This is a genomic window from Verrucosispora sp. WMMA2121, from assembly GCF_027460185.1.
Lineage (GTDB): Bacteria > Actinomycetota > Actinomycetes > Mycobacteriales > Micromonosporaceae > Micromonospora > Micromonospora palythoicola.
This window is the reverse complement of the sequence record NZ_JAPZBH010000004.1, coordinates 1015776-1034679: the sequence shown is the minus strand read 5'-3', so window position 1 is coordinate 1034679 and position 18904 is coordinate 1015776. Positions and strand designations below refer to the sequence as shown.

Annotated in this window: 15 protein-coding genes; 9 read left to right on the top strand and 6 right to left on the bottom strand. The window is 72.9% G+C overall.

Going from position 1 to position 18904, the window contains the following annotated elements:
• Positions 1-22: 22 nt before the first annotated feature.
• Both O7605_RS05470 and O7605_RS05465 read right to left on the bottom strand, forming a co-directional pair.
• Positions 23-571, bottom strand: coding sequence for a Uma2 family endonuclease (locus tag O7605_RS05470; RefSeq protein WP_269738724.1), 549 nt, complete (start codon positions 569-571; stop codon positions 23-25).
• A 97-nt stretch (positions 572-668) separates the two neighbouring features.
• Positions 669-2816 (bottom strand): S9 family peptidase, encoded by a 2148-nt coding sequence (locus tag O7605_RS05465; protein WP_269738190.1) that lies wholly within the window; start codon positions 2814-2816, stop codon positions 669-671.
• An 86-nt stretch (positions 2817-2902) separates the two neighbouring features.
• On the opposite strand from O7605_RS05465, the gene mshB reads away from it, so the two are divergent.
• From mshB to O7605_RS05450, 3 genes are all read left to right on the top strand, one after another.
• Complete coding sequence (gene mshB, locus O7605_RS05460; protein WP_269738189.1) at positions 2903-3862, top strand: N-acetyl-1-D-myo-inositol-2-amino-2-deoxy-alpha-D-glucopyranoside deacetylase; 960 nt, start codon at positions 2903-2905, stop codon at positions 3860-3862.
• Between the two features lie 14 nt (positions 3863-3876).
• Entirely contained in the window at positions 3877-4314 is a 438-nt protein-coding gene (locus O7605_RS05455) for a hypothetical protein (RefSeq protein ID WP_269738188.1), read from the top strand.
• 78 nt (positions 4315-4392) lie between these two features.
• Positions 4393-4857: a hypothetical protein gene (locus O7605_RS05450; protein ID WP_269738187.1), complete on the top strand. Its 465-nt coding sequence runs from the start codon at positions 4393-4395 to the stop codon at positions 4855-4857.
• A 9-nt stretch (positions 4858-4866) separates the two neighbouring features.
• On the opposite strand, the gene O7605_RS05445 is transcribed toward O7605_RS05450, so the two are convergent.
• Complete coding sequence (locus O7605_RS05445) at positions 4867-5922, bottom strand: GNAT family N-acetyltransferase (protein ID WP_269738186.1); 1056 nt, start codon at positions 5920-5922, stop codon at positions 4867-4869.
• Between the two features lie 79 nt (positions 5923-6001).
• Between O7605_RS05445 and fdxA the strand changes: the two genes are divergently transcribed.
• Both fdxA and dapC read left to right on the top strand, forming a co-directional pair.
• Complete coding sequence (fdxA, locus tag O7605_RS05440; RefSeq protein ID WP_030490464.1) at positions 6002-6328, top strand: ferredoxin; 327 nt, start codon at positions 6002-6004, stop codon at positions 6326-6328.
• Positions 6325-7428 carry a succinyldiaminopimelate transaminase gene (gene dapC, locus O7605_RS05435; RefSeq protein ID WP_269738723.1) on the top strand — a complete coding sequence of 368 codons (1104 nt, stop codon included), beginning with the start codon at positions 6325-6327 and terminating at the stop codon, positions 7426-7428. Before fdxA ends, dapC begins: the two co-directional genes overlap by 4 nt.
• Before the next feature lie 73 nt (positions 7429-7501).
• Here dapC and O7605_RS05430 read toward each other — a convergent pair whose 3' ends face one another.
• Complete coding sequence (locus O7605_RS05430) at positions 7502-9346, bottom strand: M48 family metallopeptidase (protein ID WP_269738185.1); 1845 nt, start codon at positions 9344-9346, stop codon at positions 7502-7504.
• Between the two features lie 424 nt (positions 9347-9770).
• Here O7605_RS05430 and O7605_RS05425 point away from each other — a divergent pair, with 424 nt between their 5' ends.
• The 3 genes from O7605_RS05425 to O7605_RS05415 are packed head-to-tail and all read left to right on the top strand — an operon-like array spanning position 9771 to position 12127.
• A complete protein-coding gene (locus O7605_RS05425) occupies positions 9771-10781 on the top strand; it encodes a prephenate dehydrogenase (protein ID WP_269738184.1) in 1011 nt (336 codons plus the stop codon).
• A 51-nt stretch (positions 10782-10832) separates the two neighbouring features.
• Positions 10833-11480: an SIMPL domain-containing protein gene (locus O7605_RS05420; protein WP_164447760.1), complete on the top strand. Its 648-nt coding sequence runs from the start codon at positions 10833-10835 to the stop codon at positions 11478-11480.
• The gene (locus O7605_RS05415) at positions 11480-12127 is read left to right on the top strand and encodes a nucleoside/nucleotide kinase family protein (protein ID WP_269738183.1); all 648 of its coding nucleotides are present in this window, start codon (positions 11480-11482) and stop codon (positions 12125-12127) included. Before O7605_RS05420 ends, O7605_RS05415 begins: the two co-directional genes overlap by 1 nt.
• Here the strand turns inward: O7605_RS05415 and O7605_RS05410 are convergent.
• Positions 12104-14731, bottom strand: coding sequence for a hypothetical protein (locus O7605_RS05410; protein WP_269738182.1), 2628 nt, complete (start codon positions 14729-14731; stop codon positions 12104-12106). The two genes, O7605_RS05415 and O7605_RS05410, sit on opposite strands and share 24 nt — an antisense overlap.
• A gap of 103 nt (positions 14732-14834) precedes the next feature.
• Positions 14835-15371, bottom strand: a complete 537-nt coding sequence (locus O7605_RS05405; protein ID WP_269738722.1) for a sugar O-acetyltransferase — start codon at positions 15369-15371, stop codon at positions 14835-14837.
• A 161-nt stretch (positions 15372-15532) separates the two neighbouring features.
• Here O7605_RS05405 and O7605_RS05400 point away from each other — a divergent pair, with 161 nt between their 5' ends.
• Entirely contained in the window at positions 15533-18862 is a 3330-nt protein-coding gene (locus tag O7605_RS05400; protein ID WP_269738181.1) for a S8 family serine peptidase, read from the top strand.
• Positions 18863-18904: the final 42 nt, after the last annotated feature.

The window sequence follows — 18904 nt, the reverse complement described above, 5'->3', positions numbered from 1 at the left end:
TAGGCCAGCCGACTGACAACCGTCAGGGTACGAGATCCTCGGGGCGGACCTTCGCCTTGACGGGTGCGTTCAGCTCGAGCACTGCGCCCCGCCTGGCCGCCTGATGCTCGACGTAGTGACAACCACGCCGCTGATAGCGGCGGAGCCCGCCGGTCGACTGCTCGACCAGCAGATACCACTCGATGCCGGCGGAGGCGTAGTAGTGCATCTTGAGGACGTTGTCCGTTGCCGCATTGCCGGGCGAGATGATCTCGCAGACAAGTCGAACGTCGGCTGCCTCGATGTACGGGTCGTCCAGGTTGACCGGTCTGATGAGCACCAGATCCGGGATCGGAATGCGTCCTGGTCGCAGCCGAACGTTCACCGCTTCCAGCAGTTCCAAACCGACGGCTTCGGCCGCCGCTTCCAGGATGTTGCCCAGCTTTCGTGATATCCGCTGGTGGCGTGGGGTGGGGGCTGGGGTCACGTGCAGGCTCCCGTCGAAGAGTTCGACGCGCTGGGAGGTCTCGCCGAGGGCGAGGTACTCCTCCTCGGTCCACGGGCCCTCGTGGTCGAACACCGCCACGGTCATGGTCACCTCCGCTCGTCTCTGCGGGATCCTGCCTGCCAGGTCGTCTCCATCGTCGCACCCTTCGTGCGAGTGGCGCGGCGTCGAACGTAGCCGCGGCTCACGTGCCGAGGTGGGTGCGGAGGAAGTCGAGTTCGAGGCGGAGGAGGCGTTCGGCGAGGCCGCCGCTGGCCATGTGGGTGGCGCCGGTCAGCGGCAGCACCGAGTGCGGCCGGCCGGTGGCCAGCAACGCCGCCGACAGCCGCAGCGTGTGCGCCGCCACCACGTTGTCGTCGACCATGCCGTGCACCAGCAGCAGCGGGCGGGCGTGTGCCGGGTCGGTGACCGGCTCGGCGGCCAGTTCCACGAGTGAGTGGTGCGCGTAGACGTCCTCCCCGTCGGCGGGCAGACCCAGGTACCGCTCGGTGTACGCGGTGTCGTACAGCGCCCAGTCGGTGACCGGCGCACCGGCGATGCCGCACCGGAACAGCTCCGGATGCCGCAGCACCGCCAGGCCGGCCAGCCAGCCGCCGAACGACCAGCCACGCACCGCGACCCGGTCCAGGTCCAGGTCCGGGTGCTTGCCGGCGAGCGCGGTGAGGGCCTCCACCTGGTCGAGCAGGACCACGTCGGCGACCCGTCGGTGGATGGCCTTCTCGTACGACGGGGCGATGCCCGGCGTGCCCCGGTTGTCGGTGACGACCACCGCGAAACCGGCGTCGGCCCACCACTGCCGCTCCAGCCAGGCCGAGCGGGCGGCCACCACCTCCTGGTGGCCCGGCCCGCCGTAGACGTCCAGCAGGACCGGCAGCCGGCGGCCGGTGACGTGGTTGTCCGGGTAGAGCACCGCGGCGGGGAGCCGCCGGTCGGTCACCCGCTCCAGCAGCGGCAGCGGGGAGTAGCTGGGCGTGGCGGCCAGCGACCGCAGCGTGCCCACCTCCCGATCTCCCTGGAGCACCGTCCACCGCACGCCCGCGTGATCCAGCGAGGCGCTGCCGATGACCAGCACGCCACCACCGACCGCGCCGACGTGCCAGCCGGCGTCGCTGGTCAGCCGGCGGGCGTCCACCCCGCCGCCGATGCTGGTCCGGACCCGGAACAGGTGCTGTTCGCTCGGTTCGCCGTCGCTCGCCTCGACCAGCAGGTCCGCCGGACCGCCGCCGCCGGCCAGCCGGCCGACCACCCGGCGCACGTACAGCGAGGGCGGGGTGAGCAGGGTGCCGTCGGCGAACAGGCAGCGCGCGTCGTACCCGTCGTGGGCCAGCTCGCCACCGACCAGCACCCGCCCGTCGGGCAGGTGCGCGGGGGTGCCCGGGATCGGTTCGACCCAGCGTGGGTCGGCCAGCTCGGCGTGCACCTGGGTCTCTCCGGTACGCGGGTCGATCGCGAGCACCAACCCGTGCTGCTGGGCGCGGCGCAGCACGGTGATCAGCGGGGCGCCCTCACCCCAGTGCACCGCGGTCAGGTACGGGTAGGTCTCCCGGTCCCAGTGCACGTCGACCCACCCGCCGTCGAGGTCGAGCAGGTGCAGGCTGACCTCGGCGTTCGGGCCACCCGCCACCGGGTACGCGACACTTGTCGGTGGGCTGCCGGGCTGCGCCGGATCGTGCAGGTGCCAGCGGGGCAGCCGGGTCTCGTCGACCCGGGCGGCGAGCACCGACCGACCGTCGGGAGCCCACCAGTAGCCGCGGTGCCGCCCGAACTCCTCCGCCGCGATGTGCTCGGCCAGCCCCCAGAGCACGCCGGAGTCCTCGCCGGCCAGGATGGTGTCGGCGCCGTCGCTGTCGATCACCCGTAGCTCGCCGCGGCGGACTCCCTCGGCGGCGTCGGTCACGTAGGCCAGCCGCTGCCCGCTCGGGTCCGGTCGGGGGTCGAGCACCGGCCCGACGGTGGGCACCTCGATCACGTCGCCGTGCACCAGGTCGGCCCGGAAGAGCCGACCGGCCAGCGCGAACACCGCAACCCGGCCGGTGGCGTCGAGGGCGTACGAGCCGATGCCGGAGGCACTCAACCGCAGCCGCTCCCGCCGGGCCCGTTCCCCCGGGCTCAGCGCGTCGGGGTCGGCGTCGGTGCCGAGCAGCGCGCCCGGATCGGCGACCAGCCGTTCGGTGCCGGTCGCCACGTTCAGCAGCCACAGCGCGTCGGCCGGATCCTCCGGCCCGGCCGAGCGTAGGAAGACCACCCGGGCACCGTCCTCGGCCACGGCGACGGCACGCGGCGCCCCGTGGCTGAACCTGCGGGTGCGGGCGGCCAGCTCGGGAAAGTCCACAGGCCAGATCGTAGGCCGGTACCGGGCCCGATGTGAGCGACCTGCGCGGACGCGTCTGGGCCGGTGGGCGAGAACCGCCGGTTAGAGTGACCGTCGTGACGACGCTGCCTGACCGCCGCCTGCTGCTGGTCCACGCGCATCCCGACGACGAGTCCATCGGCACCGGCTCGACGATGGCCCACTACGCGGCCACGGGTGCCCACGTCACCCTGGTGACCTGCACGCTGGGCGAGGAGGGTGAGATCCACGTACCGGAGCTGGCCGGGCTCGCCGCCGCCGAGGCCGACCAGCTCGGCGGGTACCGGATCGCCGAGCTGGCCGCCGCCTGCGCCGAACTCGGCGTCACCGACCACCGCTTCCTCGGCGGGGCCGGCCGCTACCGCGACTCCGGCATGATGGGCCTGTCGACCAACGAGCACCCCCGGGCCTTCTGGGGGGCCGATCTGGACGAGGCCGCCGGCCAGTTGTTGGAGATCATCCGGGAGATCCGCCCGCAGGTGGTGGTCACGTACGACGACAACGGCTTCTACGGCCACCCCGACCACATCCAGGCGCACCGGGTGACCATGCGGGCCGTGGAGCTGGCCGCCGCCGAGGGGCTCGCGCCGGCGAAGGTCTACTGGACGGCGATGCCGCAGAGCGTGCTGGAGGCCGGCATGACGCACTTCGCGGAGGCGTCGGACAACCCGTTCGCCGGCATCGGTGACGCCACCGAGCTGCCGTTCTGCACGCCGGACGCGCAGATCGCCGCCCGCATCGACGCCACCGAGCAGCACGCCGCGAAGGAGGCGGCGATGCGCGCCCACGCCACTCAGATCCCGGCCACCTCCTGGCTGTACTCGATCGCCGGCAATTTCGGTGCCGAGTTCATGGGGGTGGAGTACTTCACCCTGGCGGTGGGGGAGAAGGGGGCGGGCAGCGGTCCGTACGGCTGGGAGTCGGATCTGTTCGCCGGGGTGGACGTCGCAGCGTCGGACTCGGTCGGCCGCCCGGGTGTCGTCGGCGGTCCCGGCCGTAGACCGGTCACCCCGGCCGGTCACCGGTGACGCTGCCCGCCGCGATGTCGGTCGCACCGCAGGAGCAGCAGCCGCCTCACCCGGCCCGGAGGTGGCGGCGTCCGCTGGATCTCGGCCTGCGGGTGGCCGGCGGCGGGTTCGCCGTCGTGGCGGCGATGCTGAGCGCGGTGCTGGAGTTGCTGCTCGCCCCGCTTCGGATCGGCGGGCACCTGATCGGCGTCACGGTACTCGTGGCCGTGGCCGCGAACATCGCGTTGAGCTGGTTGGCCGTCGAGACCGTGGGCCGCCGCTGGGCGGTGGCGCTGCCGGCGCTGCCCTGGGTGGCGATCATGGTGATCGCCGCCGACCGGACCAGTGAGGGCGACGTCCTGCTCGTCGGCAACTGGGTCGGGCTCACGCTGGTGGTGGGCGGTGCGATGACCTTCACGGTGATGGCGTTCCGGTCGATCCTCGCGCCGGCTCCGGCTCCCGGACGGTACTGACGTCGCTCAGCGACGGGTGGTACATATTCCTGCCAGGAGACCCGCCATCCGGGCGGGCGGTACGGCGGGAGGCGTGTGATGGGACAGCGGTGGCGTGCGGTCGGGGTGCTCGCGATCGCACTGTTCGCGGTCAACGTGGTCGCCCGGCTGGTCATCCGGTTCGGCTTCGACGGTGACGACACCGTCGCCGACCGGGTGTCGCTCGGGATGTTCGTGGTGATCGGTCTGCTGCTGGCCGGCGTGGCATTCGTCTGGGGCGCGCGGCGTCCGTTGGCCCGCTGGGCCGGCGACGTGGCCGCCGCGATCGGCATCGCGGTCGGGTTGACCGTGCTGGTCGGGCCGCTGCTGGTGGGCGACAACCCGTTCGCCGGTGGCGGCGGTACGTTCTTCGCGCAGATCGGGCTCTACCTGGTGGCGACCACCGTCGGGGCGATGCTGGGCTACCTGCTGCTGGTCACCCTCGGCCGCGACCACCGTTCGCGCAGCCTGCAACGGTACGCCGAGACCACCGCGGCCAAGCCCCGCCGGGTGGTCCGTCGTTGACCGGCGGGGTCACTGCGGCGCGATCCGGGTCAGATAGGTGTGGTGGGTGGTGAAGCCCAGCTTGCGGTAGAGCGCGACCGCGCCGGCGTTGCTCTGCTCGACCTGGAGGAACGCATCCGTCGCACCGGCCTCGGCGGCCCAGTCGGCGAGTGCCCGGATCAGCCGGACGGCGAGTCCCTGCCGGCGTGCGGCGGGCAGCACCTCGACCAGGCACAACCCGAGCCAGCGCCCCTGGCCGGTCACGGTGCCACGGCCGACGGCGACGAGCCCGCCGTCGAGATACACGTGGGCGAAGCGGATGTGGTCCACGGCGGTGAGCACGTGCCGGGCGGCGTCCGGTAGCCCGCCCTTGCGGCCGGCCGCGACGGCGAGCCAGTCCGCTGACGGCGCGCCGGCCAACTCGACCACTGCGCCTCCCGCGTCGGCCGTGCCTCCCGGGCCGGCCGGGCGGCCCGTGCCGGTGGTGTCACCCGGGTCGCGGCTGGGGTCGGGGACGCCGGTCGCTGCGGGAATCGCCTCGTCGGACGTGGCCGCGAGGAGGGCGGCGAGTGGTGCGGTCTGCACCAGCACCGGTGGGCGGCTGCCCCAGCCGCGCCGGTCGAGTTCGGCACCGACCGGCGCGGCCAGCGGCAGCGGCGTGTTGACCATGGCCGGGCGGCCGTGTCCGGCGTACCAGCGCTGCACCGCGTCCAGTGCGGCCGGCAGCGGACGGTCCGGATCACCCACCGGCAGGGCCGAGTTGGCCCGCCCGGTCCAGCCGTCGGCGGCCCGCAGCAGCCAGTCGCCCAACCGGGCCCGGACGGGCGCCGGCCACGCCTCGTCGGCGGCGAGTTCCAGCTCGATCATGGCGGCGGCGGTCGGCCGCCGGGCGGCCGGAACCCGCTTGGCCCGGTGCACCTCGGCGATCGGCACCCGCAGTCGCCCCTGTCGGGTGGTGAGCGTGAGATGTGTCTCGCTCAGCTCGACCAGCTCACCGAGCGCGTCGGAGTAGACCGGACGACCACCGCGTACGCCGACGCGACGCCGCACCACGATCCGGTGTCCCACGTCTTGCTCTCGGAGCACGATCGACCTCCTCCCCGGCGAGATACTAGGCTCTTACCGTCGCGGGTGATCGCGGCGTGTCTTGCGGAGGAGAAGACCGGTGACCTACATCATCGCCGAGCCGTGCGTGGATGTGCTCGACAAGGCATGCATCGAGGAATGCCCGGTCGACTGCATTTACGAGGGCAACCGGATGCTCTACATCCACCCCGACGAGTGCGTCGACTGTGGTGCCTGTGAGCCTGTCTGCCCGGTGGAGGCGATCTTCTACGAGGACGACGTCCCGGAGCAGTGGAAGGACTACACCGGCGCCAACTACGAGTTCTTCGAGGATCTCGGTTCGCCCGGTGGGGCCTCCAAGGTCGGCAAGGTGGAGAAGGACGCCACCTTCGTCGCCGCCCAGCCGCCCCGCGGCGAGGGCCACTGAACCGGCCCGGCCCCGTCTCGTCGCGGCTGCCCGAGTTCACCTGGGACACCCTGGACGCCGCGGCCACGTTGGCCGCGGCGCACCCGGACGGCCTGATCAACCTCTCCATGGGTACGCCGGTCGATCCGGTGCCGCAGGTGATCCGGCAGGCCCTCGCGGACGCCTCGGACGCGCCCGGCTACCCGTTGACCGCCGGCACCCGGGCGCTGCGGGACGCGATCACGGTTTGGGTGTCGCGGGCATGTGGCGCGGGCGCGGACGGGTTCGGAGTCCTGCCGACGATCGGCTCGAAGGAGCTGGTGGCCTGGTTGCCCACCCTGCTCGGGGTGGGGCCGGGCGACGTCGTGATGGTCCCGTCGATCGCCTACCCGACCTATGAGGACGGTGCCCGGCTGGCCGGGGCCACCACCGTACGCGCCGACTCGCTGACCGCCGTCGGTCCGACGTCCCGGGTGCGCCTGGTCTGGGTCAACTCACCGGGCAATCCGACCGGACGGGTGCTGCCCGCCACGCACCTGCGCAAGGTGGTGGACTGGGCGCGTGAGCGCGGTGCGGTGGTGGCCAGCGACGAGTGCTACCTGCCGTTGGGCTGGGACGCCGAGCCGGTGTCGGTGTTGGCACCCGAGGTGTGCGGCGGCTCGTACGACTCCGTGCTGGCGGTGCATTCGCTGTCCAAGCGTTCCAACCTGGCCGGCTACCGGGCCGGGTTCGTGGCCGGTGACCCGGCGCTGGTGGCCGAGTTGCTCAAGATCCGCAAGCATGCGGGGATGATCGTGCCGGCGCCGGTGCAGGCGGCCATGGTGGCGGCCCTGCGCGACGAGCGGCACGCCGACGAGCAGCGGGAGCGGTACCGTGCGCGGCGCGAGATGCTGCGGGCGGCGTTCGTCGGCGCGGGCTTCACCGTGGAGCACTCCGAGGCGGGGCTCTACCTGTGGCTGACCCGGGGCGAGGACTGCTGGGCCACCGTCGACTGGCTGGCCCGGCGGGGGATCCTGGTCGCCGCCGGTGTCTTCTACGGTCCCGGCGCGCGGCAGTACGTCCGGGCAGCGCTCACCGAGTCCGACGAGCGGATCGCGGCGGTCGCCGCCCGCCTGGCCTGACCATCGCCGAGGGCTGCCGAGGTCGTGCTCGACACCTGCCGGGCACGACCTCGGCTCGCCTCGCCGCGTCGGCTCAGTCCTCGTTGATCCGCTCGAACACCCGCAGCAGGTTGTCCCGGCTGTGCCGCTCCAGCAGCTCGCTGCCGTACAACTCCTGCAGGGCCACCGTCCGACCACCGTGCAGCGTCAGCTCGGCCTTCAGCGGAATCTCCCTGGTCACGTTCACCGACACCAGCTCCTCGTACGGCAGGAACTGGTGTCGAGTGGCCAGCGTGGCCACCGGCGTCGACTCGAGCAGGTTCTTGAGCCGCTTCTCGCCGTCGCCGGCCTTGCCCGGGCCACCGACCAGGATCAGACCACGGTCGAGGATCAGCAGGTCGTGCTGCACACCGTCGACCTTCATGTTGCCGATGGCGCCGATGACGCCGGCGTTGTCGGCGGTGGCGCGGCCCTGCACCACCGTCGCGGTGGCGGGGTCGACGCCCAGCTCGGCCAGCCGGACCAGGGCCTCGTCGAGGGTTTCCGCCGATACCGCCAGCTTGGCGATCTCGGCGAGGTCCAACGGCTCACCGTCAATGCCCACGAACTGGGCCGGACCACCCCAGGACAGCTGCCAGCGGGCCCGCTGGGCGCGGACGGCCGCGTTGTCGAGCAGCAGTTCCATCGGTCCGGCGAAGCGGGCCGCTGCCTCCCGCCGGGTGGCGTCGCTGAAGAACTGCTCGGCGAACTCGCCGAGACGGCCCGCCCGGACGAGGTCGAGCACGGTCGTCAGGCCCGGCTCCGCACTGCCGGTGAACCGGCCGGCCGCCCGGTAGATGTTGTCCGCCTGACGTTGCATACCGGCGGCGATCGCCGCGTGGGTGAATTCCGGCCAGGGCAGCACCTGACGGTTGCCGAGGTCCAGGACCAGGCTCTGCAGCCGGCGGCCGGCGGCCAGGACGTCGCTGACCAGCACGTGTGCGGGACGGTCGTCGGCGAAGGCGGCACCGGCGGGCAGCTGTGCCATCGCGTCGATCCGGATGCCGATCGGCGGGTGGGTGTCCCACCGGGACGGCTCGCGGTCCGGTACGTCCTGCTGGAGCTTGTCGATCTGCTCCCGGCGGGCGTTCAGCAGTTGCCCGAAGCCGCCGAACAGGTCGTCCGGGGCGAGGCCGGCCTGCCAGCCCGAGTCCACGTAGCGGTCGGTGAAGAAGTTCCAGGCCGCGTCGAGCGCCGGCAGGCTGCGCAGGGCGGACGTGGCCGCCTCGTGACCGGCGAGTTGGACGGAGGCCCGGTCGGCCTCCAACTCCTGCCGCCGCGACGCGGCGTTGTCGACCATCAGGTACAGCTTCGCGTACCCCTTGAAGACCAGGCCGATGGGGTTGCGGGGCTTGATCCGCTCGATGGTGCCCTCGATCGCCAGCCGTCCCCGGTAGGCGACGCCGCCGAGCCGGGTGTGCTTGCCGGAGTAGTGACCCAGCTCGTGTGCCAGCACCGAGCGGAGTTGGTCGACCCGCATCGCCTGCAGCAGCGGCAGACCCACGTAGAGGGTGCGTCGCCCGCCGATCAGCCCGAGCAGTCGACTCTGCTCGCCGACCGCCGCGTTCACCTCGGGCACCAGCCGGATCTCGTCCGGCGCGCGGGTACCGACCGCGTCGGCGAGCTCCCGGACGGTGGCCCACAGCTGCGGTGCCTCCCGCTCGTCGAGCACCAGGCCCGGTGCGGGTTCGTTCTTCGTCCGGATCGCCCGCCAGAGCCCGACCGCCACCGCACCCAGCGCGACAATGAGCGGCAGCAGCAGCTTCCCGGTGACCAGTCCGTTCGTGTGGCCGTACAGCCACACGCCGAGAGCGGCGACGGCCGCCAACTGAAGCAGCGCGACCACGTAGAACCCGATCAACATGACCACCGAGGCGAGTGCACGGTACGTCGCGGCCATGGCCGTTCCTCCCCGTTCCGTGCCCGCCTGGCTGCGGGCGGCGCAGGGACCGTACGACGTGGATCTTTGCCGGACAACCCCCTTCCGGTCCGGTTCGGTCGGCTTTACGATCTTGCCGGTCGAGATCGGGGGAGGGAAGGCACATGTGGCCGTTCCGGCGCAGGGGCGCGCAGCCAGAGACGCCGACGTTGGTGGTGGACGATCGGATCCGCCCGGCCCGTTCAGCCGCTTCCGGGACAAGGCGTACGCCGCGCGTGCCTGACCGTCGGGCGGGCGTACCGGTCCGACCGCCGATCCGGCCGGCGATATCCTCGGCGCGGACGTAGGGCGTGTCTGCGGACGTAGTGGCGGTTCCGCGCCGATCCGGCAGGCACGCCGCGGGGCCGGCCGGCTCCGTGACGAAACGGAACGCCGAGGTACGCGGATGGTGCTCAGGGCTGACGCACGGCTGCGGGCGGCGGTGGTCGGCACCGGCCTGATCGGTGGCTCGGTGCTCCTCCGACTGCACGCCGTCGGCGTCGACGTGACCGGCTGGGATCCGGACGAGCAGACCCGCCGGCAGGCCCGGCTGGCCGGCGTACCGACCGCGGAGCGGCTGGTCGACGCGGTGGCCGGCCGGAACGTGGTGTTTCTCGGCGGACCGCTGCCCACGCTGCCCGCGACCCTGGTCGAGGTTGCCGCCGCCACCGCGGAGGACTGCCTGGTCACCGACGTGGGCAGCACCAAGGCCGAGTTGGCGGCGTTCGCCGCGGAACAGGGGTTGACCAGCCGGTTCGTACCCGGGCACCCGATGGCGGGCACCGGTCGGGCTGGTCTCACGGCGGCGCTGCCGGAGCTGTTCACCGGCGCCGCCTGGGTGCTCTGCCCCGCACCGGACGGGCTGGCCGCGTTCCGCCGCCTCGTCACCCTGGTCACCGACGTCTTCGCCGCCCGGGTGGTGCCGATGGCCGCGGACCGGCACGACGCCGTGGTGGCGCTCGCCTCGCACGTGCCACACCTGCTCGCCGGGGCGCTGGCCGGTGCGGCGCACCGGTCACCGTCGCGGGACGCGGTCCTGGCGCTGGCCGCCGGGAGCTTCCGGGACGGCACCCGGGTCGCCGGCACCCCGGCGCACCGCACCGGCAACATGCTGCGCGGCAACCGCGACCAGGTGCTGGCCGCGTTGACACAGGTCACCGGGTTCCTCGACGAGTTGGCCGCCGCTCTGCGCGCCGACGACGCCGACGCCCTCACCGCCCGGTACGCCGAGGCCGCCGCCGCCCGCGCCGAGTTGGCCGGTCGCCCGTACGACGAACAGGTCATGTCGTTTCCGGTGGACGCGGCGGCGGCCGAGGTGGCCTGGCTGTACGACGTGGGGGCGGCCGGTGGCCACCTGAGCGGTTGCCGGGCCGGGGCCGACACCGTCGCCTATGTCGCTCGACTTCCGCGGGTCTGAAGCCCGGCTCATCGGTGGGCGCGGCGCCGGGCCCGCCAGTAGGGTGAGGGCATGGTGGACGGACCAGTCGTGACCGTGCGCGGCGAGGCGTACCGTGAGGTCGCGCCGGAACTCGCCCGGTTCACCGTGACCGCGCTGGCCCGGGATCGGGAGCGGGAGCCGACGTTGACCCGGCTGGCCGAGCGGGCGGCGGCGATCCGGGTGCTGCTCGACTCGTACGGCCCGACCATCGACCGACGCGAGACCGGCGAGCTGCGGGTGCGCCCCGAGACCCGTCGCTCCGGGGAGCGGGTGGTGGCCTGGCACGGTTCGGTGGTGACCACGGTGACGGTGAGCGACTTCACCAGCCTCGGCGAGTTGATGCTGCGCCTGGCCGACCAGGACCAGGTCGAGGTGGCCGGTCCGTGGTGGTCGTTGCGCCCGGACAGTCCGGCTTACCGGCAGGCCCGGCACACCGCGATCAGCGACGCGTTGCAACGCGCCCGCGAGTACGCCGAGGCGCTCGGTGCCCAGGTCACCGACCTGGTCGAGCTGTCCGACGAGGGCGGCACCGCCCAGCCGATGATGGCCCGGATGGCGTTCGACGCCGGCGCGGTGGAGTCCGGTGGCCCACCGGAGCTGGAGCTCGACCCGCAGCCGCAGGGCGTGCACGCGGCCGTCCGGGCCCGGTTCACGATCAGCCGGCCGGTCCTGTCCTGATGACCGTCGCGGAGGTGCTGTCGGTCGAGGCGCTGCTGGAGCGGGCCCGGAGGCTGGCCGATGCCGGGCCGCGGCAACTGCTCGGCGTCACCGGCGCACCCGGTGCCGGCAAGTCCACGCTGGCCGCACAGGTGGTCGAGGCGGTCGGTCCGGCCGCCCGGCTGGTGCCGATGGACGGCTTCCACCTCGCTCAGGACGAGTTGCGTCGGCTCGGCCGGGAACTGCGTAAGGGTTCGATCGACACCTTCGACGCCAACGGTTACGTCTCGCTGCTGCGTCGGCTGCGGCGCAAGGAGCCGACGTCGGTCTGGGCGCCGCAGTTTCGTCGGGAGCTGGAGGAGCCGATCGCCGGTGCGATCGAGGTGCCGCCGGAGGTGCGGCTGGTGGTCACCGAGGGCAACTATCTGTTGATTCCGAACTGGCCCTGGGACGAGGTACGCGCCCTGCTGCACGAGGCGTGGTTCCTGGACCTCGACGCCGACCTGCGGCGTCGGCGGCTGGTCGCCCGGCACATGGCCTACGGCCGGTCGGAGCAGGACGCGCGGGCCTGGGCGCTGGGCAGCGACGAGGCCAACGCGGCGCTGGTGGCCGGCACCGCCGACCGCGCCGACCTGGTGGTACGCCTAGCCGAGCCCCCGCCGGGGTGACGGGACCGCCCGCCGCAGCAGCCACGCCACCCGGGATCTCTCCCGTTGGAACTCGGCGGCCTCCGGATAGCCACTGTGGCTGCGGATCGGCGGGTCGGCGACCTCGCCGTCGCTCGGATGCAGGGCCTCCGGGTCGGTCACCGCGATGTCCCGTTCCCCGGCGGTGACCGGCCAGCCGAGCGGATCGGTGTCCCGCCAGAAGTTCGTCCACCGGGTGCCGCCGCCGGGGCGGGTCAGCGCCTCGGCCAGCACCGGTAGCCGGTCCGGGCCGAAGTAGGCGGGGAAGATCCGGCCGTAGAGGCGGGTCAGCTGGCAGCCGTAGGAGAAGAACCAGATCCGGTGCCGCCACCGGCTCGGCAGCTGGAGGATGACCGCGGTGCAGATCACCGTGCCCTGGCTGTGCCCCGAGAGGATGATGCCGTCCACCCGGCGCGGGTCGGGCTCGGCCAGCGCGATCAGACCGGCCGTGCGGGTGAGCAGTTCGGGCACCGCCCGTTCGGCGTAGCTCGGTGGTGCCAGGGGGTGTGCGGCGCGTGGCCAGAAGGTTCCCACGTCCCAGATCACGCCGACGGAGCGGCGGATGGTGTTCTTGCGATAGACGAGCAGGCCGACGGCGGCCACCGCCACCGGTAGCCAGCCGAGCAGCGCGTCGCCGACGTCCGCCACCACCTCGATCACCGGGGCCGCTCCGCCCGCCTCGTGGTCCGGGAGCGGACACGCGAGAACGGCCGCGCAGCCCACCACGGCGAGGACGGTCATCGCCCCCGCGTACCAGCCGATCAGCCGCAGCGCGTGCTCGCCGACCAGTCGGTGCAGCGCCTGGTGGGCACTGACGTCCCGAGCGCGACGCAGGTCGTGCGCGGACAGTCGGCCGCCCCGGGCGCGTAGCTGGGCGTACTCCTGGCGTCGCAGCCGGTGGAACAGCACCACCGCGCGGACGGCGACCAGGGCGAGCATCAGCAGCGCGGCGGCGAAGGCCAGGCCGGCCCAGGTCACCGGGGCCGGCGGAACCACCAGGGGTCGACCGACGGGCGCGTCTGCGCCGTTGAGCCGGTTGGTGACCCAGTAGAGCACGCCGGCGCTGTACGCCAGGCAGAGCAGCCAGCCGAAGCCGGCGATGACGGCGGGTGCTCGACCGCGCCAGGCCAGGTCGGAGTGCGGTTCGAGCGGCTGTTTGCGGCTTGTGGGGCGGGTTCGGGGCAGTAACAGGCCGACCGCGGCGAGGGCGAGCAGCGGCAGGCCGAACTGCCAGAGCGCCACCGGGGCCGGTGGTGCGGCCGGCAGCCATCCGTGGCACCAGGCGGCGCCGAGGGCGATCAGCAGTGCGGCGGCGGCCGGCGTGGCACCGCCACGCCGGCCGGATCGGGCGGTCGCGCCGATCGCGATGAGTAGCAGCAGTTGACCCGTACCCAGCCAGGCGATGACCCGGTCGAAGCCCGGTAGCGACCGGTCGGCCAGGCAGCCGGGCTGAGTGGGGTCCTGGTCGCAGCCGACCGGCGGGCGCAGTCCGGCCAGCGGGCTGCTCGCCGCACCGTCCGGCAGCAGCAGCACCGCGAGGGTGCCGGCCAGGCCGAGTCCGGTGAGGACGATGACCGCGATGCTCCACCCGCCGAGCGGGGTGGCGCCCTCGCGTCGGGTCAGGAAGGGCCGGCCGATGGCGACCAGAGTGATCGCCAGGACGGCGGTGAACGCGACCACGGCGGACCAGGTGAGCGCCGCCCGCGCGCCGTGTGGCGGGTCGAGCACCGAGACCGTGCCGAGCGGGACCGCCGCTGCCACCACCGTGCCGGTGCACAGATGCAGTACGGCCGCCCGGCGTAGTTGCCCCTCGCCCCACCAGAACGTCGGGTCCTGAAGCGGATTGGTCGGTGGTCCGGGTGGTGGCTCGGGAGTGGGTGGCGGCTCCTGCACCGGCTGGCCGATCGGCACCTCGACGTCGACCGGCGGCGGGGTCCGACGTCCCGGCGGATTCGTGGTGGGGTCGGCCGGCATCACCGCCTCGTACTGGTAGGTCCGCCAGGTGACCAGGCCGAGGACTCCGATCATGGCGAGTGGCACGGTCAGACCGACGGCCAGGGCCCGGCCGCCCTGCTGCCACCAGGCACCGGCGAGGAACTCCCACGGGCCGGGAATCCGGCTCAGGCAGACCTCGTCCACGCACTGCCAGCCGATGAGATCGACGCCGACACCGGTCGTCGCGAGCACCGGGGTGGCGGTCAGGCTCAGGCAGAAGAGCCTGATCAGCCAGGCCGTCACGCCGGATCGGCTGGCCAACCGTTCGGTGGTGGGGTCCGCCGGTATCCCCGGCCGGGCGTGCAGCGCCACGTTGGCCAGGGTGAAGGGCAGCAGCAGCGTCCACAGGGCGCGCTCCACGTCGCGGGCGGTCCGCGCGCCGGAGGTCAGCTGCCCCCAGCTGTACGCCTCGACGACGATCGGGTCGAGCGGCGCGGCGGTCGGCAGGCGGTAGAAGCCGGTGACCGGGCCGCCGGCGACGAGTCGTGGTTGGGGCGGCTCGCCCCCGGGTTCGCCCGTCAGGCCCAGGGTCTCGGCGGGCGGGGTGTTGGACACTCCGTGTACGCGTAGTTCGAGGATCCGACCTCCCATGCGAGCCTCCCGGTGACGCACCTGTCACCTACAGTGCCCGATGTGGTGCGGCGGGCGCCACTCGTCCTGGGGATGTTTACGCAGCTAGAAGGCTGATTGCGGGTCAGTCGAGCTGGCGTACCGGTCGAGCCGGATTACCGACCGCGACGACGTTGGCAGGCAGGTCCCGGGTGACCACGGCGCCCGCGCCGACCACGGTGTTCTCACCGACGGTGACTCCGGCAAGGACTATCGCGCCACCGCCGAGCCAGGCGTTGTCACCGATGGTGATGGGTCGGGCCGCCTCCCACTTCGCCCGGCGCGGCGCCGGCTCCACCGGGTGGGTGGGGGTGAGCAGTTGCACGTTCGGGCCGATCTGCACGTCGGCGCCGATGGTGATCGGTGCGACGTCGAGGAAGACCGCGTGGTAGTTGACGAAGCTGCGCGGCCCGATCCGGATGTGGTAGCCGTAGTCGCAGTAGAACGGTGGGCGGATTCCGGTCTCCTCGCCGATCTCGCCGAGCAGCTCGTGCAGGGCCGCTCGACGTGTCTCGTGGTCGTCGACGCCCCCGCCGTTGATCCGTTCCATCAGGCGCAGGGCGCGGAGGTGGTCGGCGATCAGCTCCGGGTCGTCGGCGAGGTACGGCTCGCCGGCGAGCATCCGTTCCTTCATGGACGTCACCCGTTCGATCATGCCCGGCGCCGCCGCGACGAGGACTCAACTTCGTCGAATTCCTGACTCCCTTTTGCATACTCGGTATGCAACCCTGATGGGAGTCGATGTGTCCTACATCGATGTAGACGCTCCAGAGGAGGATTCAGTTGCGACGAAGGAGCAAACTGTCCGCCACCGGACTCGTGCTGGGTCTGGTGCTCGGCGTACCGGCGGCGGCCACGGCCGCACCGGCGGCGCCGACAGCGGCCCCACCGACCCCCGTCCCGACCGGCCGGCCGGACAACGGCCGCACCTCAGCCACCGTCACCCTGGTCACCGGTGACCAGGTCACGGTCACCGCGACCGGGGCGAGCGTACGCCCGGCCGAGGGCCGCGACGGCATCCGTTTCCTCACCCAACGGCAGCGGGACCACCTCTGGGTGCTGCCGCAGGACGCGCTGCCGCTGATCCGCGACGGACGGGTCGACCGCCGGCTCTTCGACGTGGCCGGGTTGATCGCCGCCGGCTACGACGACGCGCACCGCGACTCGCTGCCCCTGCTCATGACCTACGGGGCGACCGCCCGACGGGCCGGCGCACCCGACGGGGTGACCGTCACCCGTGACCTGACGGCCATCGGTGGCGTCGCGGCCACCGCGGACAAGCAGCGGGTGGGCCAGCTCTGGGCCACGGTCGCCGGTGCCGGTAGCGCCCGGTTCGACGCGGCGGGGGGTGTCGAGCGGATCTGGCTCGACGGCCGACGGCAGCTGACGCTGGAACACAGCGTGCCGCAGATCGGTGCGCCCGCCGCCCACCAGGCCGGCTTCACCGGTCAGGGGGTACGCGTAGCGGTGCTGGACACCGGGGTCGACGCCGCGCATCCCGACCTCACCGGCCGGGTCGCCGAGTCGCGGAACTTCACCGAGGAGACGAACCCGGGCGACATCGTCGGGCACGGCACCCACGTCGCCTCGATCATCGCGGGCAGCGGTGCCGCCTCGGCGGGCCGAAACCGGGGTGTGGCACCCGATGCGACCCTGCTCTCCGGCAAGGTCTGCGAGGAGTACGGGTGCACCGAGTCGGCGATCCTGGCCGGCATGCAGTGGGCCGCCACCGAGGCCGGGGCCGACGTGGTCAACCTCAGCCTGGGCGGGACGGACACCCCGGAGGTGGATCCGCTGGAAGAGGCGGTGAACACGCTCACCGAGCAGACGGGCGCCCTCTTCGTGATCTCCGCCGGCAACGCCGGAGGGACCGGCACGGTCGGCTCGCCGGCCAGCGCCGACGCCGCGCTCGCCGTCGGCGCGGTCGACCGCGACGACCAGCTCGCCGACTTCTCCAGCCGGGGCCCCCGGGTCGGTGACGACGCCCTCAAGCCGGACATCACCGCGCCGGGAGTCGACATCGTGGCCGCCCGGGGGCAGGGCACGCAGCTCGGTGAACCGGTCGGCGACCAGTACGTCGCGCTCTCCGGCACCTCGATGTCCGCACCACACGTCGCGGGTGCGGCGGCGTTGCTGGCCCAGCAGCACACCGACGCGACGGCGGAACTGCTCAAGGCCACCCTGATGGCCTCGGCCCGGCCCAATCCGGAACTGACCGCGTACCAGCAGGGTGCCGGCCGGGTCGACGTGGCGCAAGCCATCACCCAGTCGGTGGTCAGCGAGCCGGCCAGCGTCTCGTTCGGCCGCACGCTGTGGCCGCACGACGACGACGAGCCGATCCACCGCCAGGTGACCTGGCGCAACACGGGAGCGGCACCGCTCACCCTGGACCTCGGCATCGAGGCCACCGGCCCGGACGGGGAACCGGCGCCGGCCGGGGTGTTCACGCTCGGTGCCCGGCAGGTCCAGGTACCGGCCGGTGGCACCGCGTCCGCCACCGTCACGGTCGACACCAGCGTCGACAGCCCGGACGGCCACTACACCGGCCGGGTGGTCGCCCGCTCCGGCGACCAGGTGGCGGTCACCCCGTTGGCCGTCAACAAGGAGGTGGAGAGCTACCCGTTGACCGTGCGACACCTGAGCCGTGAGGGTGCCGTGCCGGACGACTACGCGACCTTCCTGCTCGGGTTGGACGACTTCACCGACATCTTCGTGGCCGACCCGGACGGCACCGCCGAGGTGCGGGTGCCCAAGGGACGGTACGGGCTGGCCAGCTTCCTGTTCGACGAGACCAGCGAGGAACTGGTGCTGATGGCCCAGCCGGAACTGGTGGTGGACTCGGACGCCGAGGTCGTGGTGGACGCGCGCACGGCGAAGCCGGTGCGGATGACCGTGCCGGACCGGTCGGCGACGCCGGCACTTGTCGCCGTCGACGCGAACTTCCTGCTCGACTACGGGTCGGCCGGGTTCGGCGCGCTCGCCGACGACTTCGACGGGCTGTTCACCGGACCGGTCGGCAGGCGGGCTGCGGCAGACCACTTCTTCGCCGTGTTCAGCAGCCAGTTCGCCGATCTGGAGGCGGCCAGCAGCCGGTATCTGTACGCCCTCGCCGAGGTGGTTCCGGGCCGGATGCCTGCCGGGTTGACCCGGAACTACCGCGGCAGTGACCTGGCCACCGTCAAGCAGACGTTCCGGGACGGTTATCCGGGCACGCTCGCCGAACGGATGTCCTTCGCCCTGTTCGAGCCCGACCTGGGCGGCTGGGCGGTCGGGCTGCCGACGGCGGTGCCGGGCCAGCGGGTCGAGTACTACAACACCGGGGCGGTGCGCTGGAGCACCGAGCTGTGGTTCGGCACTCGCAGCGATGACGTGCCCTGGCTCGAACCGGTGGCCGTGCTCTTCTCGGAACCGACGGCGTACCGGGCCGGGCGGACCTACCGGGAGGTCTGGAACGGTGCACCCCACGGACCGTCGTTCCCGGTGCCGCGCTGGCCGGAGGACGGCCTGACCCGGCAGGGTGATTTGATCACTCTGTCCGTGCCGCTGTACGGCGACGCGGCCGGACACCCGGGCAGTTCGCTCACGGACGCCGGACGTACCGCCCTGTACCGCAACGGCAAACTGGTGGGTGAGTCCGAGGAACCCGGCTGGGGCCAGTTCGAGGTGCCCGCCGGGCCCGCCAGGTACCGGCTGGAGATGTCGGCGAAGCGCAGCGTCTCCGACCTGAGCACCGAGGTCGCCACCGCCTGGACCTTCCGGTCCCGGCACGTGCGGGGCGACGACCCGGTCCGGCTGCCCGCCTCCGCGATCCGGTTCGCGCCGCGACTGGACGAGCGGAACGCGGCCCCGGCCGGCCGGGCCTTCGTGATCCCGGTGGCGGTGCAGCGCCAGCCCGGTGCGCCGGCGGCGAAGACGGCGTCGTTGACCGTCGAGGTCTCCTACGACGGCGGCAAGCGCTGGCAGCGCGCCAAACTGCGCAAGGTCGGTAGCGGCTGGCAGGCCACCGTGCAGCACCCGCGTGGTGCCGGCCACGTGTCGCTGCGGGCCACCGCCCGCGACACCGACGGCAACACCGTCACCCAGCGGATCATCCAGGCGTACCGCCTGCGGTGACCCGCACCGGCGGGGCGGGCCCGATCGGGCCCGCCCCGCCGG